Source organism: Spirosoma foliorum (assembly GCF_014117325.1).
Classification (GTDB): domain Bacteria; phylum Bacteroidota; class Bacteroidia; order Cytophagales; family Spirosomataceae; genus Spirosoma; species Spirosoma foliorum.
The window spans coordinates 172,044-189,463 of sequence record NZ_CP059732.1; the positions used below are offsets into that span (position 1 = coordinate 172,044).

Sequence of the window (17,420 nt, forward strand, 5' to 3'; positions counted from 1 at the left end):
AGCCGATGACTATCGACTAATCTCTATCGACTTCTATGTTTACTGGTATTGTTGAAACAACTGGCCGTGTATCGGCAATTGAAGCAGAAGGTACAAACCTGACTTTTCGTATTGAATCGGCGATGGCTTCTGAGTTAAAAATTGATCAAAGCGTAAGCCATAATGGCGTTTGTCTGACGGTAACGAGTGTGAGTGACGGAAGTTATACCGTTACGGCTGTTGACGAAACCCTCAAAAAAACCAATTTAGGGAAGATTAAAACGGGCGATCGGGTCAACCTGGAACGATGTATGCCAGCTAATGGCCGTTTTGATGGGCACATTGTACAGGGGCACGTCGACCAGACCGGAATTTGTACGAATGTTCAGGATTTAAATGGTAGCTGGCTATTCGACTTTCGGTATGAACCCGACACGGCGGGCAATGTAACCGTCGAAAAAGGGTCCATTTGTATTAATGGCGTTAGTTTAACCGTTTTTAACTCGCAAACCGATCAGTTTCGGGTAACAATCATTCCATACACCCATGAGCATACCACATTTAGTGATCTCAAGGTCGGCGATGTAGTCAATCTGGAATTTGATATTATCGGGAAGTACATTAAAAAAATGCTTGGCGGCTATCAATAACCGGTTTAGGATTCTTTTCTTTGTACTATTCAGCTTACCCTATCACTAATTCACGAACTCCCGAATGACTAAAATCAGCACCCGCTCCTTTTCTGACCTGCTGATTAACGTTGGCATTATTGCGGCCCTGATGGCTGTTTTGTTTCTGGCCTTCTTCTTTGTGTATCTGCCTTTTACGACCAACCACGGGCAAACGATCACCGTGCCGGATGTTACAAAACTGAGCTTTGATGAGATGCAAAACCTTCTGGAAGATCGCGATCTTCGGTACGAAGTCAGTGACTGCACGTTTGTGGCGGGAGCACAGCCGCTGACGGTCATTCAACAGTATCCTCGGGCTAACGCCAAAGTGAAAGAAGGCCGTAAAATCTATGTGACACTCGTAAAACGGGTGGCGCCTATGGTGGCAATGCCGCAGTTAGAGAGCCTGACCTTTCGTAGCGCAGAACTGAATTTACAATCGCTGGGATTAGCCATAGGCGAACGAATTTATGTGCCCGATGTCGCCAAAAATGCGGTGCTTCGGCAATTGTACAACGGTAAACAAATTGCCCCCGGAACCCCCGTTCCGAAAGGAGCTAAGATTGATCTTGAAATTGGTGATGGGCTTGGAAGTACGATGTTTGAGATTCCAAACGTTGTAGGATTACCCCTCGACGAAGCGGAAGCGGCTATTCGTGGTTCTAATTTGAAAGTTGGCACGAAAATTTCCGTTGATGATCCAGAGAAGGAAGTTGGAACTGTTGTGAAACAGCGACCCGAAGCCCGATCTGGCGAACGTATCCGCGTTGGTGAAACAATGGATTTGTGGATCGTGGGGCCAATTGAGCCAGACCAATAAAAAACTTTCGGCACGAATGCCTAATGGGAATTGCTTTACTTAATCAATCGCACACAGGAATTGTTCAACGGCTTTTGCGTAGCTTTTTGCTGATTATCTGTACTTTACAGACGTTAGTGACAAGCGCGCAAACGTCCTTGCAACTGCCATTTTTTGATGATTTTGCCACCCAGGCAGCTCGAGCTGGTTCTGAAGTTCCCGATCCTGCGCGCTGGGTACCGGGTAAGGGCGTATACATCAATAATACAATGGCGATCGATCAGCCTACTATCAATGTGGCAACATTTGATGGGCTTAAGGACAATGGACAGCCTTATGTTAGTAACGACCCGTTGAACCAGGGATACACCGATACGCTTCAATCGAAACCAATTAATCTGGCAGGCTTATCGGCAGCGAGTGGTGTATATCTCACTTTTTATTGGCAGGCCAAAGGGCTTGGGGAGTTACCCGATCCTGGCGATACACTGTCTACACCACAAGGAAGCCCCCCAATTCTTCTGCCCGGCGATTCCCTTTTACTCCAATTTAAGGATGTAAACGGTGTCTGGAAAACGGTGTGGGGAAAAGTGGGTGGCAATGCCGATAGCACGTTTAACTGGGCGTCTGTTCAACTTACTGATGCTGCTTATTTCTATGATGGCTTCACGTTTCAGTTCTGCTCCTATGGTCGACGCTCCGGCCCATTCGATACCTGGAATGTTGACTATGTTTATCTGGATAAAAACAGAAATCCCAGTAGTCCCTTTTTTAAATCGATGATCGACGTGGCCACTCAAAAGCTACTTACCCCACTTTTGAGACGCTATACGGCTATGCCGATGTCGCAGTATAAAGTAAACGGCGCTAGCGCAAAGGAGCTTGCCGATACGGTTCGATTTGTAATCAGAAACTTGATCGAAGCCCCTAACCCAATTTCGTCTCGCTTCAGAGTCCGTGATGAAATATCGGGGAGTGTATTACAGGATACCGTAACCGTTCCTATATCCGTACTTGGTTTGCAGCAGAGAAATGTACATCCATACTTCAGGAACAAAGTTGATATTACAAAAGAAAAAGCGGTGTTACGCTACGAGCTAGATCTGGAAACGAGTGATGACCAGAATGTAATTTTTCAGCGTGATCCAAAGACGCTTCTGCGGAATGATACGATCTCAGCCGTAGCGGCCCTCGACAATTACTACGCCTACGATGATGGCGCCTGGGAGTATGCGCAGCAAATCAGGCAGCGCGAACAGATTGCCGTGCGTTTTATTCTGAACAAGCCCGATACCGTTGGGAGCGTTCGGGCGTGTATTGTTCCGTTTACGACGAATCAGAATGGGCAACCTTTTGTGCTTACGGTGTATGCGAATCAGAATGGTAAGCCAGGTATTGCCCTGTACCAACAGTCGTTTTCGATGCAGTATCCTACCACGCGTAATGGATTCGTAGATTATAAATTTACCCGGGGTGTCATCGTAAAGGATACGTTTTACGTTGGATACCAGCAAATTAGTAGTAGCGATACCACACTTTTGCGGTTAGGATTTGATAAGAATAGCCCGTTTGGTGAAAACATTTTCTACAACGGCGGAACGAACTGGGAGCAGAATTTGCAAAAAGCAGCTCCGGGTGCTACCGCTTCTGCCTTACAAGTGCAGGGCGCCTTTATGCTCAGGCCCGTAATGGGTGGGAAGCTGGCTGTTGTAACGGCCACCGAACCGGAAGCTGTGGTTCCCCTTCGAACGTATCCGAATCCAACAACGGGCGTTATTCAGTGGGACGACCCACGCTTAACTCGTATAGAGGTGTTAAATACGATGGGCAGGCTGGTGCATGCGCTTGAACCAGAACGCGGGCAGCAAACGTTAGACTTGAGTTATCTGCCCGATGGCCTGTATTTAATTCGGCTTTTTGCCAAACAGCAGACAACCGTGCAAAAATTAATCATTCAACATTAAACCCGTCAATCGTTGTTACTTATCAACCTTCACTAGCTTACGACTAACAACTATTGACTACTAATTAATCATGGACATTACCGTACAGGAGTTAAAAGAACGACTCGACAAAGGAGAGAAGTTAAATCTGTTTGACGTTCGCGAACCCGACGAATATGAGGACGACAACATTGGCGCAACGCTTATTCCGTTGGGCGATTTACCATATCGCTTAGATGAACTCGATGGTTTGCAGGATGAAGAAGTAATTGTGCATTGCCGGTCTGGAAAACGGAGTGGTATGGCACAACAGATTCTGGAACAGAATGGCTTTAATAATGTTCGCAATGTAATTGGCGGAATGCTGGCCTACCGAGCACAGTAAGATAAGTATGTATGATGTAGGATATATGATGTCTCTCAAGACATCATATATCCTACATCATACATAGCTAAGTATTTCTTTCTCATCACTAGGGCTAACCCATTGATAATTTCCCTGATTACGGAACCAGGTTAGCTGTCGTTTGGCATAACGCCGAGAGTTGCGTTTCAGCAGGCGGACCATCTCCTCGTAATCATATTGGCCGTCCAGATACGGGAAAACTTCCTGATAGCCAACGGTCTGAAGCGCCGGTAAATGGCGATAAGGTACAAGGGAGGCTACTTCATCAATCAGACCTGCCGCAAGCATAGCGTCCATTCGGGTATCAATTCGCGTATACAACTCTTCACGTGGCCGCTCAAGGGCAATCAGTACGGATCGGAAAGGCCGTTCGGTAGGTTGTTGCCGACGAAATGACGAATAAGGTAGCCCAGTTGTTAAGCAAACTTCAAGCGCCCGTGTCACGCGAATTGGATTCTGTAAATCTGCCGTTTGGGCATATACGGGGTCAAGTTCTCGTAATTCTTCCTGTAGTACAGCTAATCCTTCCTGTTGTAGTCGATTGAATAAATGTTCGCGAAGGGCGGGTTCGACAGACGGAATATCATCAAGGCCAAAGCAAACAGCATTGATATACAGACCTGTACCTCCCGATAAAATAACGACGTCTGTTTCCTGAAATAATTCGTTTAGCAAAGCAAGGCATTCGCGTTCGTACCGTCCGGCATTAACCGGATCGACAATGGAATGCGAATTGATGAAATGATGGCGTACTCCGCCCATCTCTTCAGGAGTGGGTTTTGCGGTACCAATGCTGAGCTCACGGTAGAGTTGCCTGGAATCAGCCGAAACCACATCGGTCTGAAGGGTCTTAGCCAATTGAACACATAAAGCGGTTTTACCAACAGCTGTAGGGCCAGCTATAACGAGCAGTGTTTTCAAACGTTGTCCAGATTAGAAATCCGGCAAAATTACGTTACGCTGGTTGTCTTCGAAAGCGTGGCCCACTCCCTCATTTTTTTAGGAAAAAAATCCATTTAGTATTCTCATTCGTTAATAGCTATACGTGAGAATATTATTTAGGCAACTTGTGTCGGCGAATCTGAGCTAAACGGCTACTTCCAGGCCTCTTTTTATCGGTTGGTCAGATGGTAAAATTTAGGGGCTAAAACGATAGTATCATCTGAGTGAGGAACCGATATCTTTATCGATTGTAACTCACACTTGATAAGCGTTAAGTAGCGCCGGATTAAACCTATTTCGGTTTGGATTTTCCACGTGGTTATCCTGATTGATTAGCAGATAGTTACACAAACTATTTTTATTTGTATTGCTGCTAAAAACAGTTTGTGTTATAGATTAATTACAAATATCTATATTTGCTCATATTGTTGCAAGTGCCTTTTAATCAACGCTTTACCTACCAAAAGGTTAGTGAAAAAACCTCTCATGAATAAACAATTGACTACTCAAAAAAACATTGATGCTACCCAATTAGCGCTGAAAAAAACCTTAGATATTATTTGCGGAAAATGGCGATTGTACATCATTTATCAATTAGGTACAGAAGCTCGCCGATATGGTGAATTACGACGAATGATTCCTGATGTGAGTGAAAAAGTTTTGATTCAGGAACTGAAGGCATTGGTTAGTCTGGGCGTAATTGAAAAGAAGGCGTTTAATGAAGTACCTCCTCGTGTTGAATATAGCCTGACCGCAAAAGGCCAAAAAGTTTTACCAACACTGTTGGACCTGACATCAATTGGCGAAACTTTTCTGGAGCCTTAGTTAAATCAACTTTTTTCGACTTCGTGTCGTTGATGATAAACACACGGCAATTGGAGTCAATGAATAGTAAGCTATGTTGTTTTTTAGTGATCGTCCTGGGTTTGACCCAATTGGCTGGTAAACACCTGGCTGTGGACAATCAGCAACATACTGATAAGACGGTAGTTACAACTCAACAAGCACAGCTCTTATTATCTGGCAATTCTGGTCATTGGGCTCCTTCCTATACGAAGACATTACAATTCAATGTATACAATTTCAACGTAACCGCGGCCGATAGCGGGCGTGTGCGCGATGTGATTGTGAAAGCGTATAGGGGGGAGTTGCTCTTAACGAACTTTCGAGTTCGGGTTGATGGCGCTGTTGTTGGAGCCGAAGTTGCAGACTTAGATAATAACCGATTTCCTGAGCTATATGTGTATAGTGCCAGTGATGGCAGTGGCTCATTTGGTCGCGTTTATGCCTGGCAATTCCTACCCGAACGAAAAGCGGATGTTATCGTACCGAACTGGCGTGCGGCATCGGTTGAGGGCTATATGGGGCACGATAGCCTATGGGTTGAACGAGATATTCTTTGTCGAAAATACCCCATTTACCAATCGGGCGATGCAAACGCAGAACCCTCTGGCGGTTATAAAATGGCTCGCTACCGACTTAAGCCTGTCAACACGAGCTTTGCACTCGTAGCCGAATAAAAAATGTACCCATTGGCTTCAGTCTGTGTATAAATCCAACTTATACACGGACTGAAGTCATGATACTCCTAAAATACTTTGAAGCCGAGCGAGAGGGTTGCTATGCCCAGGAACCCCTTGATACCCGTGTCTTTATATACACCACCAACGGGAGCGGCATAGCGTAGGTCAACATCTAAGAAAGGGACGGGCGTATAACCTACACCGACTTCCAACGCGTACGTAAAATCTTTTACTTCTAAATTCTGCGCTTCGTACTTATTCAGCAGATTTGTTGTGCCTGTACTGGCCGGAATATCCGTTTTAGGGAAAGATACGCTTGAGTTGGCATTAATGGCCCCTGACGTAGTTCGGGTGGCGGTGGCTTTCTGAACAAAAATAAAGTTGGGCCCAGCATAGCCTCGGAGTTTCCCGCCCATCCAGCGTTTACCGATCAGTACGGGAACATCAACCGCCTGCAATACCGACTCTGATACAACATTCAGCGTTGCATTGAGTATTCCTGGTTGAACAGTGATGGGGAGAGCATTGGCTAAAGTAGAGCTAGCGTTTACATCAATGGTAAGAGCGCCAACCTGTTTCAGTACGAATCGATTGTACGTGACTTCAGCCTGAATAAAAAAGGTGTTGAAGTTTTTCCGTGCCCACAAGCCACCTGAATAGCCGTAGCCGATACCATTATTTTTATTTTCCAGGTTAGGAACTTGAACGCTCCCCACCGTTTGGCCAGGAATGGTCGTATAGCCGTGGGTAAACGTGGCTCCGCCTTTGATACCAAATTCAAGAGATCGAACGGTATTCTGAGCAAAGGCTGCCGACGCACTCACCAGAAGTAGCGTGGCCAATGAAAGTTGACGTAGTTTCATGAGTGAGTTTATTGTTGCAACAGTACACGACGATAGTTGGCTGGATTAACCTGTGGAACCGTCGAACCGTATTTTGTATTGATTCCTTTAATGATTTCGTTGGCCATAAGTGCATACCCGGCAGGGGTTAAGTGAATGCCATCGAGACTAAATACGCCCCCCTGAATAAAGCTGGAACTGTAGCTGATGCCGTTTTGGGTAAAACCGGTTGCTGCCTGACTTAACACCGTGTTTGGATCAACATAGGCGGCACCTTTGGCGTCTGCCTGGGCTTTCATGATGCCGTTGTAAGTAGTAATCGCCGTGTTTAGAGCCGTTACCTCATCGGCATCCAGTACATACTGGGTAGGTAATGGATTGCTGGCGCTAAGACCATAAGGGCCAGTTTTTGTTCCAACCGCTGTACTTCCAATTTTAGCGTACTCCAGAGCGTTTGGAATCATCAGCAAATCGCCAGTCTTCGTAGCGCGAACACCCTGGGCTGTTTGGATCACTAAAGCTGTAATCGCTGGTGTAGGGTTATTAAGCACTAAGTTGATTTGTGCCACTGCCAAAGATACCGTTACCGTTGAAAAATATGGCGTTATGATAATGTTGGGAATGCCCATAACAACGCCTTTACGACCACCTTCGGCTAATTTGTTCATTGCAGCCGTGAAATTTGTGGTGAACAGGTCAACAGGCGTAAGGGGCGTAACACCACCACTTGTTGCATAACCAAGCGCATCGTTGTTCCCTAACCAGCAGGAATAGAACGTAGCCCCGCTCAGGTTATCACTCATATACTGGAAGTAGGTAGTTGCTGGATTCGCTACTAATCGTTCGAAATATTGATTCCCTTGTGTGGACCCATAACCAACTGTCAATATATCCGATACCCGTATACCCGGAACCCCTAAATTCTGATTCGCATCTGTGAATTTGGTTAATAAAGGGGACCCGCCTGCTGTATTTCCCCCCCGTGCGGCACCGGGTGCTACCTGCGCAATAGACGTGATCAGGGTAGTTGGATCAGCCAAGGAGGGCACGCGAATAAGTTTCAGATAACCAGAACCGGCTGCCTGAGCTTCGGTGAAGAGCGGTTGCACAAAACTGCCGCCACCAACAGTTGTAAACTGACCTGCCAGAATGCTAGGGTACGAATTAAGCTGGCTGTCACGATAAAGACCGCCATCGGCATAACCAGCTGTTAGTGAGTTACCCACGGCCACATACTTTGTGAAGTCGGCACTGCCTTTGGTTGGGGTCGGCGTTACAACACCGGCATTCGGATCAATGTCATTATTCGTGCAGGCAGTTAGCCCAACCACTGTGGTCAGCACTAATCCCCACCGAAACCTATTCTTGACTTTCATTAGCGTATATAGGTTGGTTGAAAGAAAGATAAAATTGTAAAAAAAGAACGCAAAAGTAGTGGCTTTCTGTTACCCCACGCCCATTTAATCGTCAAATCGTTACCAGAAGGCGAGAGGCTCTTAAACAAACCTTAAACCCAATCTGTTGTTTGTCACGAATGAGTTGGCGTTATTGCCGATCATTATACATGTTTCATTAAAACTATACTAAGCCAATGGGTCTGTTATCATTTTTTAAGGGAGTAGGCGAAAAGATTTTTCACAAAGATGAGGTGGTTCCACAACCAGCAGAAGCTGAAAAAGTTGAACCCGTTCGCGCTCAGGCTCTGCTTGACCACGTAAAGCAGCTGGGACTTGCTTACAATAGCTTGACGGTTAAAACAAAAGGAGATACCGTCACCATAACAGGTTCTGTAAAAACGCAGGAAGATTCTGAGAAGATCGCGCTGGCCGTTGGTAACGTTGAAGGCGTATCGGCTGTTGATAACCAACTGGTTGTTGATGCACCCGCTCCAGAAGGTAAATTCTATACAGTAAAATCGGGCGATTCACTGTCGAAAATCGCCAAAGAAGTATATGGCGATCCGATGAAATACGGCATTATTTTCGAAGCGAATAAGCCAATGCTGAAAGATCCTGATCTGATCTATCCTGATCAGGTATTACGGATTCCGCAATTATAGAAGTATAGAGTTATAAAGTAATAGGGTTATTGAGTTATAAAGTTTTAGGGCTTCAAGTCCACTTTATAACTCAATAACCCTATTACGTTTGTTGGCCATAACATTTGGCCCCAGGAACGGTTCTATTGGTCTCAACTCAACGAAGAACTCATGGCCGTTCATTTATTGTCATATCTGAAAGAACAGTTCACCCCAGCCGTAGTCGATCAATTGGGGAGTGAACTAAGCGAATCATCGGCTAGCACGCTTAAAGCGATTAATGGCGTGCTACCAACTCTCTTAGGAGGACTCACACGGCATATTCAGGCCACAGGTGGAAGTTCATCCATTATTTCGTTCCTGGATAAAGAGGATTATGGAAAAACACCCCTCAATGTGAGCCAGTCGATTAGTGAACATATCATTAATGCGAATACAACGGCTAACAGTCGTGATTTCCTGGATCATATTTTTGACGATAAGCTTCCTCGCGTTATTGAACTCATTAGTATATACAGTGGTACGAAACCGCAATCGGTGCACACGATTCTGACTCAGGCAGGCATAATACTAATGGGCGTTTTAGGCCGTCAGGAGCAGGAAAAAGGACTGAGTGCCGAAAATCTGCAAACGCTGCTATTGGGGCAGGCTACCGAATTCAAACAGGCATTACCGAGTGGACTTGACGGAATTGGGAGCCTTTTAGGTTTCAACGATCTGGTTACCCCTACAGGGCCACAAACTGAGGTTCAAGGGACTGATAATCTTAGTGGAACGATTATCAATCCGAACATTCCTAAAAGCACCGAAGGTGAAAGGCGACATGAAAATGTGCGCTGGCTCCGTTGGGCACTAATTGCCATTGCCTTACTGGTCGGTTTTATGTTTGTACAGCAATGCCGCGAAAACCAGAACAGTGTCGATGGCATCAGCACGGACTCCACAGCCCGTGTCGAATCCGATGCGGTTGAAGACACATCGGCGGCTACCAAGGCAAGCATACGGCAAGCTCACGGACAAGTATCAGACTCAACAGTACCCGGTCCGCTTGGTATTCGTGATTCCACGAAGATGAAGCGGTAAGAAGTATGGACGCAAGATACGTCCATCACTACGCCAAAAAAGTAAGTTAATCTGTCAATAGGTTGGTCGGTAAGTGCGCCGGGATTGGTTAACTTGCCGATCAATTTGCCGCTGTGGCAGTTCGCTAACTTGTTTATCTTTTATGTTTGTTGACGCCATTGAACGCGTTGATTTGTTTACCCGACCGCTGCATTCAATTGTCAGACTCTACGGTCATGATGGCATTATACCCGGCACGGCTACTCTTTTTTTTGTGAACCAGGAAGGCTATGCGATCACCTGCAAACACGTTGCGGATTTAGTGGCTGAGGCCGACTCTATTTTTCGACATTATCAGGAGTTTCAGGGGGCACGTCGGAATGTGCTGAAAGAAAAAAATGCCGCTTATCTGGTTAGTCAGCTGGAAACGAAATTTAAACTCAGTGTCGATACGATTATTCGCATACGGAATAATTTTGTTGGCTGCGTTGATCAATTTCAGCAATTGCACATCGAACGACACCCCACTCAGGATTTAGCCCTGTTACGTTTTGAAGGCTATAATCGATTACTCTATCGATCGCACGCCACGTTTCTGGGCGATACAAGTCGAGTCAAACCGGGTCGTAGTTTGTGCCGGTTGGGGTATCCTTTCCCAGAGTTTACGAATTTTCGCTACAACCCATCTGTCGACGATATTGAGTGGAATACATTAGGGCGCACCAATTCTCCTTCTTTTCCCATTGACGGTATTGTAACCCGATTAGTTGGCGATGCAAACAGTATTACGGGTATTGAAATGAGTACGCCCGGCTTACGTGGGCAAAGTGGTGGCCCTTTGTTCGATAGTAACGGTTTGATTTATGGCATGCAGTCGGCTACGAGCCATTTGCACCTTGGTTTCGATATTGAAGATCATGAAGTGCTGGTGAACGGACGAAAACGGAGAGTGTCTAATTACCCGTTTCTAAACGTCGGAAAATGCGTTCATGTTGACGTGATTAAAGCCTTTTTACGCGAGAAAGGCGTAACGTTTTATGAAGGATAGCAACCTGCTCTACTAATTATATTACGTAAGACTTTGGGGCGTTGACTGTATCTTTGCGCGGTCAACGCTTTTTTTATGACTCAACCCGACGCTCAACAGGCAACCCAAATCGCTCTTTCGGCTGATGCTCGTGCGCTGCTCAAACAATTAATAGCGACTCCGTCGTTTAGCCGACAGGAAGAGCATACCGCAACATTAATCGAAGCGTTTTTGCGGGAAAAACAGATTCCGTTCAATCGGCTGAAAAATAACGTCTGGGCGCAGAATTATCACTTCGATCCTGATAAGCCAACTCTGTTACTGAATTCACACCACGATACGGTTAAGGTAAATCCATCCTGGACACTCGATCCATTTGAGCCACTTGAGCGCGACGATAAGCTGTTTGGGTTGGGAAGTAACGATGCTGGCGGTTGTCTGGTGTCGCTGTTGGCCACTTTTGCTTACTTCTACGATCGGCCTGGTATGCGCTATAACATTGTGATGGCAGCGACCGCCGAAGAGGAAATTTCGGGTCGTGATGGACTGGAATTGTTATTGCCTGAACTTCCGCCGATTAGCTTTGCTATTGTGGGTGAACCCACCGAAATGCAGTTGGCCATCGCCGAAAAGGGGCTACTCGTACTTGATTGCACGGCGCATGGCGTGAGCGGTCATGCGGCACGTAATGAGGGAGATAATGCCATTTATAAAGCAATTCGGGATATAAATTGGCTTACTACCTACCAATTCCCGAAAGTTTCACCAACGCTTGGCCCCATTAAACTATCCGTAACTATTATCAATGCGGGAACGCAGCATAATGTTGTTCCGGATACCTGCACCTTTACAATCGATGTACGTGTAACCGAGCAGTATACGCTCGAAGAGGTTATTGATACGATCCGGAAAAATATTGAGGCTGAGGTAAAACCTCGGTCAATTCGCCTGAAACCGTCCTCAATTCCAGCCGATCATCCCATTGTGCAGGCTGGGCTTGCATTAGGACGTCATACCTATGGTTCACCAACAACATCTGATCAGGCCGTGTTGAACTGCCCATCGCTCAAATGCGGACCGGGCCATTCGGGACGGTCGCATTCGGCTGACGAGTTTATTTATATCCGGGAAATTACAGAAGGGGTAACGGGTTACATCCAGATGCTGGAACAGATAATCTGAACAAGTAAGTAGCGCTTAATTGTCATACAACGTGGTGCTGCACAACGTATGGAGCTTATCGCGAGTCCGCAATAGCCGCATTTTGATCGCACTTTCCGACATGTGGAGTTGCTCGCTAATGGCTTTGATGGACAAGCCGTCTTCGTACTTGAGTCTTAACAGATTGGTTTCCTGTATTGATAAATCGTTCATCTTACGCTCCATGAGTTGCCATTGGGTGGTAGTAGACGAATCGGGCTCGGCCGCTATGTTCAGTGTTACATCGGATAGTAACTCAACTGACATTCGTTTACGTTGCCTAAGCTGATCGAGGCAATGATTATGAGCAACTGAAAAAAGCCAGGTTGCCAATGATGAGCGATTTTGGAAGGTTTGCAGTTTAAAGAACACCTTAACAAAAATATCCTGCGTAAAGTCTTTTGAGGCTTCCGGGTCCTGGGTCATTGACAGACACTTCAGATAGACTTTGCCAACATACCGATTATAGATGGCTTCAAATGCGTCTTTTTCTTTCGAGCTTTGGCAAAAAGTCGTGAAGTTTTTCTCTGTTAGATAAACATTTTCCATGGTGTAATGAAGAAGTTAAGCGCTATATAGCGTAGCAGACCAGAATGGCCTGTACGCTATATAACTTTAAGGTACGGTAGGTAAATAAATAGATGGTAAGTATTACGAAGGCTGCTCGACTACAGGAACGAGGTTTGTAAATTAGAACAGATCGAATCCTCAAAGGTCAACTTCTGTCCTTACAAAGTCCGGTGATTTTATATCAAAAACCGGTACTCCTGTCCCAAATACCTCATCACCGCTACATAAAGTAATGATCTACTATATATTTTCTTTGTTAGTGTATAGTGAATGTGTCTTTCTTTGCTTTTGATTTAATTTGTACGAGCGAACGCGGAGGGCGACATTTTATACACTTTTCGGAATGAACGAGCGAAGTAAGAGGGATCTTCGAAACCAACCAGATAAGCTGTTTCAGATACGGAGTGACCTTCACGTAGAAATTGAGCTGCTCGTTTTAGTCGATAATTGCGGATGAACTCGCCCGTTGAGGTATCGACCAGCGCTCTTAACTTCCGGTGTAAATTCATGCGGCTCATGCCACTTGCTAACGTGAGTTCTTCAGCACCAAAGGTAGGTTCATCCAGGCGCTCCTCAACTAGTTGGCAGAGTTTCTCAATAAGTGGATCGGTAGGCGCAGGAGCCTCCTCCACTGGAGCGGTACTGGTGAGACTGGCTAGTACCCATTGTTGTAACTGATGACGCTGCTCCAAAAGATTGCGGATACGTAGCTGCAACTCCTGAATATGAAACGGCTTGGCGATATACGCGTCGGCTCCTAAAGCCAAACCTTCCAGCCGTTCATTAACGGCAGCTTTGGCTGTCAATAGAAGAACCGGAATATGATTGGTCCGGGAATCTTCTTTTAGCTTCTTGCAGAGGGTATACCCATCCATACCAGGCATCATGATATCGCTGATAATTAAATCGGGTACCAGACTAGTAGCCAGTTCCCAGCCTGCCAGGCCATTTTCAGCCTGATGGATCGAATAAGAATCCAGTAAGTTATTAACAATAAAATCTCGTAGCACCTCGCTGTCTTCGACGACAAGTATAGATGAGGTTTTGTCTGTTGGTTTCCTTTTGGGAATACGCTGCACAACAGGTTCAACTTCTATGTCAACAGGTTGTGTAGCAGACTTAACTGCTGTAACTGATGGGGTAGAAAGTTCGGTGGTAACGGATCGATAGGGTAAACGAACGATGAACGTGGTTCCTGAGTTTACAGTGCTAGTTACCTGAATTGTACCCGATTGAAATTCAACTAATTCTTTCACTAAAGCCAGGCCAATGCCTGAACCTTCTTGTTGTAAATAATACGCTTGCCCCGACTTTAGTAGTTCTATCTGGTTGTTTTTTGCCTGATAAAATCGATCGAAAATATACGGTAGGTTTTCGGACGCAATGCCGATGCCATTGTCAGAAACGGATAGCTGAATCCAGGAAACGTCTGTCTGCTCCTTATTTTTAGGTATAGACTTCCCTAAAGGTAGCGGACTAATGGCCAGGTCGACACCTACTTTGCCGCCTACGGGCGTAAATTTCAGGGCATTAACGGTCAGATTATTAATAATTCGTTCCAGTTTCTCCATGTCAAACCAGTACTGCGGAGGCATATCTTCGGCCTGAAACGTTAGTTCAATGCTTTTTGCCTTCGCCTGAGGCTCTAGTACGGAAACGAGCTTATGGACAAAAGACTTAAGATCACCGAGGCTTTCGTTTAATTGAAGACCATTTGCCTCGGCTTTCGACAGATCAATTAACTGGTTAACCAGCTCCAGTATTTGCCCTGCATTTTGGTTGATTAAGTTAAGTTGATACTGGTCATCGTAGGTGTGAAGCCGCTTTTTTAGGGTTTCTACAGGACCCAGAATTAAGGTTAGTGGCGTTCTGAATTCGTGCGCAATATTGGTGAAGAACCGGGCTTTCATTAAGTCAACGGCCTTAAGTTGCCTGGTTTCCTGTTTGGTCAGATAGGCGTTGACCAGCATATAACCCAAGGCGGCTATGCCAAAAATGTATAGTAGAATTGCCCACCAGGTGGCCCACCAGGGCGGACGAATTACGAGCGTAATCTCCCGAATATGTTTACTCCAGATACCGGATGTATTCGATGTATTTAATTTCAGCGTATACGCTCCCCAGCGTAAATCGGTGTATTGAACGATAGGTTCACGCGGTTCAATCCATTGCTGATCCAAGCCAACTAACTGATAACGATACCGGATTTTCCCCTGACGATTGTATTGCATAGCCGCAAAATCAATCGTTATAAAGTTCTGATTATACGGTAAATCAAGGTGGGTGATAGCTTGAACAGGCAGCGAATCGGTTAGTGGCCCAGGGGAAATTGACTGATTGTTTAGTTGAATGTCAGTGATTTGGGTAAGTGGCTGATACGTATCGTCGTGTAATTGGGAAGGATAGAAGGACGTGATTCCACCCAGGCCACCCATCAGGATACGGTCGTTTGGGAGGTGCAAGAAGTGAAACCGGTTGAATTCGTTTTCCAGAAGACCGTCTTCTTTTTTATAAACGCAGGTCTGAAAAGATCGGCGGTCCATGCGGCAAAGCCCCTGGTTAGTGCCAATCCATAAAAAGCCTTTTTTATCAGGAATTGCCGAATAGATTACATTATTGGGCAAGCCTGTTTTGGTGGAAAACCGGCGGCAGGTGCCCGTTCGCTTATCAAAACGACACAAACCATTCCCAAACGTGCCCACCCATAAAATGGCTGGGTCAAGAGGATCATCGAAAAGACAAAACAGTTGGTTGCTGCTCAGCGAATTTGGATTGGCTGGTTGATTTTTGTAGGAACGAATTTGCCCACTAACCCGATCGATCCGATAAAGCCCTTGCGTATTTGTGGCCAGCCATATTGCCTGGTTATCAATCACTACCTGAAGAATGGTACCGTCTACTCCCAGCGACGAACGAAGTTGCTGCTTCGAACTGTCGGGCGGGTTTGCTGCCCGAATGGGATATTGAAACGAAACCCACCTGCCATTTTCATACCACATCGCCAACGATTGCGTTACTGCCCAAACACGGCCTGCAGGATCGGTAGCCATGGGTACTATTAAATCCAGCCAGGTCGAGTTTGCCAATAAATGAGCTGGAAAAGGGATCGGACTAACTTGCTTCGTGTTCAGATCAAGCTGATAAAAGCGTCTGTCGCCCATATTGAACCACAGCTTTTCCGCTTTATCAATGGTGTAACGAAAAAAGTAAGGATAGGCGGCAGGAGATATTTTCGGTAATTGGGATGTCGGTACGCCTAACTCGCGATGGAATAGATCTTCGTAAAAATTGAGCTGGTAAGGAGCAGCCTGAAACACTCCGGCATTGAGGTTGTATTTAAATACACCGACTTCATTAGTGCCTGTCCATAGCACATTAGACCGATCAATGAACAGACTTTCGAAGCCTATTCCTTCGGGCAATTTTGCCAATACACTTACGCCCTTTGCTTCGTTGTAGTGAAACAGAATGCCATATTGATAAAAGTATTCATTCCCTTCTGTATCTGTTACGAAAGAAACCTGGAACTGTTTTACCGGGTCGACTTCGTGGCTAGGTAAGGTAATCGATCGTGTACGGCCCGACTGAGGATCGAGCAATAATACAGAGCTGTCTAATAAGATAAACAACTCACCACTAGGCCGTATGCTGATTCCTTTAACATTGTTGTTGGGAAGTGGATAGCGTAAAAAACGTTTTGTTGGCGAGTCGAGTCTATACAAACCATTGGTAGCGCATGTCCAAATGATTCCTTGCTTGTCTTGCACGAAAATGCCCGCTCCGGCAAAAGAGCTTAAGGGTAAAGGGGCTTGATATTGATATTGTTGTACCCGATAGGTATCCGGCTCAATGCAGATAATTCTGTTTGAACGGAGGCAAATCCATAATCGACCTTGCTGATCAACGTAATGATGATGAATGTGGTCCTGACCTAGCTGTTGCTTAAAAAAAGGTTGCCTCGAAATATTGACAAATTTCTCAGTAACGGGGTCGATTATATCGATATCATTATAGTCGCTGAATACCCAGATGCGTCCTTGTTTATCGAAACCCAGACCAGAAAGGCTTAACGAAGAAATGCCCGGTTTACCATCTGTAGTAGGCTGAAATACTTTAAACTGCTTTCCATCATAACGGCATAGGCCATCACGAGTAGCCATCCAGATAAAGCCCTGACGGTCCTGTACAATACCAGGAACAAAGGCTTGCGGTAAACCTTGTTCACTCGTTATGGCCTCAGGCTTGGGTAACGTAATGCTCTGTCCACATACCGATACCGCGTTTTTGCCAACTAATGTTAGAAAAAACAGGGTCAGAAAGAGGGCGATTTGTCGGTAATGAGCCAAAGCTGGGCAGAGTTGTCTAGTCAGGTAAAAATAGCTCGCTATTTTATTCTGACGAGTAATTAGCGAGAGAAT

Annotated in this window: 15 protein-coding genes; 10 read left to right on the top strand and 5 right to left on the bottom strand. The window is 45.6% G+C overall.

What is annotated here, in order from left to right; genetic code table 11:
• Nucleotides 1-35 precede the first annotated feature (35 nt).
• From H3H32_RS00715 to H3H32_RS00730, 4 genes are all read left to right on the top strand, one after another.
• A complete protein-coding gene (locus H3H32_RS00715; RefSeq protein WP_182460781.1) occupies nucleotides 36-629 on the top strand; it encodes a riboflavin synthase in 594 nt (197 codons plus the stop codon).
• 64 nt (nucleotides 630-693) lie between these two features.
• Nucleotides 694-1,470, top strand: coding sequence for a PASTA domain-containing protein (locus H3H32_RS00720; protein ID WP_182460782.1), 777 nt, complete (start codon nucleotides 694-696; stop codon nucleotides 1,468-1,470).
• A 23-nt stretch (nucleotides 1,471-1,493) separates the two neighbouring features.
• Nucleotides 1,494-3,413, top strand: coding sequence for a T9SS type A sorting domain-containing protein (locus H3H32_RS00725; protein WP_182460783.1), 1,920 nt, complete (start codon nucleotides 1,494-1,496; stop codon nucleotides 3,411-3,413).
• Nucleotides 3,414-3,483: 70 nt separating this feature from the next.
• Nucleotides 3,484-3,777, top strand: coding sequence for a rhodanese-like domain-containing protein (locus tag H3H32_RS00730; RefSeq protein WP_182460784.1), 294 nt, complete (start codon nucleotides 3,484-3,486; stop codon nucleotides 3,775-3,777).
• 57 nt (nucleotides 3,778-3,834) lie between these two features.
• Here H3H32_RS00730 and miaA read toward each other — a convergent pair whose 3' ends face one another.
• Complete coding sequence (gene miaA, locus H3H32_RS00735; RefSeq protein WP_182460785.1) at nucleotides 3,835-4,719, bottom strand: tRNA (adenosine(37)-N6)-dimethylallyltransferase MiaA; 885 nt, start codon at nucleotides 4,717-4,719, stop codon at nucleotides 3,835-3,837.
• Nucleotides 4,720-5,226: 507 nt separating this feature from the next.
• Between miaA and H3H32_RS00740 the strand changes: the two genes are divergently transcribed.
• The gene (locus H3H32_RS00740) at nucleotides 5,227-5,565 is read left to right on the top strand and encodes a winged helix-turn-helix transcriptional regulator (RefSeq protein WP_182460786.1); all 339 of its coding nucleotides are present in this window, start codon (nucleotides 5,227-5,229) and stop codon (nucleotides 5,563-5,565) included.
• A gap of 59 nt (nucleotides 5,566-5,624) precedes the next feature.
• Entirely contained in the window at nucleotides 5,625-6,260 is a 636-nt protein-coding gene (locus tag H3H32_RS00745; protein ID WP_182460787.1) for a hypothetical protein, read from the top strand.
• Nucleotides 6,261-6,328: 68 nt separating this feature from the next.
• Here the strand turns inward: H3H32_RS00745 and H3H32_RS00750 are convergent, their stop codons facing one another.
• Nucleotides 6,329-7,126, bottom strand: coding sequence for an outer membrane beta-barrel protein (locus H3H32_RS00750; RefSeq protein WP_182460788.1), 798 nt, complete (start codon nucleotides 7,124-7,126; stop codon nucleotides 6,329-6,331).
• An 8-nt stretch (nucleotides 7,127-7,134) separates the two neighbouring features.
• On the bottom strand, nucleotides 7,135-8,481 hold the full coding sequence (locus H3H32_RS00755) for an SGNH/GDSL hydrolase family protein (RefSeq protein WP_182460789.1): 1,347 nt from the start codon (nucleotides 8,479-8,481) through the stop codon (nucleotides 7,135-7,137).
• Between the two features lie 215 nt (nucleotides 8,482-8,696).
• Between H3H32_RS00755 and lysM the strand changes: the two genes are divergently transcribed.
• From lysM to H3H32_RS00775, 4 genes are all read left to right on the top strand, one after another.
• A complete protein-coding gene (gene lysM / locus H3H32_RS00760) occupies nucleotides 8,697-9,164 on the top strand; it encodes a peptidoglycan-binding protein LysM (RefSeq protein ID WP_182460790.1) in 468 nt (155 codons plus the stop codon).
• Nucleotides 9,165-9,314: 150 nt separating this feature from the next.
• The gene (locus H3H32_RS00765) at nucleotides 9,315-10,226 is read left to right on the top strand and encodes a DUF937 domain-containing protein (RefSeq protein ID WP_182460791.1); all 912 of its coding nucleotides are present in this window, start codon (nucleotides 9,315-9,317) and stop codon (nucleotides 10,224-10,226) included.
• Between the two features lie 142 nt (nucleotides 10,227-10,368).
• Entirely contained in the window at nucleotides 10,369-11,253 is an 885-nt protein-coding gene (locus H3H32_RS00770) for a S1 family peptidase (protein WP_182460792.1), read from the top strand.
• A 75-nt stretch (nucleotides 11,254-11,328) separates the two neighbouring features.
• Entirely contained in the window at nucleotides 11,329-12,414 is a 1,086-nt protein-coding gene (locus H3H32_RS00775; RefSeq protein ID WP_182460793.1) for a M20 family metallo-hydrolase, read from the top strand.
• A gap of 15 nt (nucleotides 12,415-12,429) precedes the next feature.
• Here the strand turns inward: H3H32_RS00775 and H3H32_RS00780 are convergent, their stop codons facing one another.
• The gene (locus tag H3H32_RS00780) at nucleotides 12,430-12,981 is read right to left on the bottom strand and encodes an RNA polymerase sigma factor (RefSeq protein ID WP_182460794.1); all 552 of its coding nucleotides are present in this window, start codon (nucleotides 12,979-12,981) and stop codon (nucleotides 12,430-12,432) included.
• 314 nt (nucleotides 12,982-13,295) lie between these two features.
• Nucleotides 13,296-17,348 carry a hybrid sensor histidine kinase/response regulator transcription factor gene (locus tag H3H32_RS00785; protein WP_182460795.1) on the bottom strand — a complete coding sequence of 1,351 codons (4,053 nt, stop codon included), beginning with the start codon at nucleotides 17,346-17,348 and terminating at the stop codon, nucleotides 13,296-13,298.
• Nucleotides 17,349-17,420 lie beyond the last annotated feature (72 nt).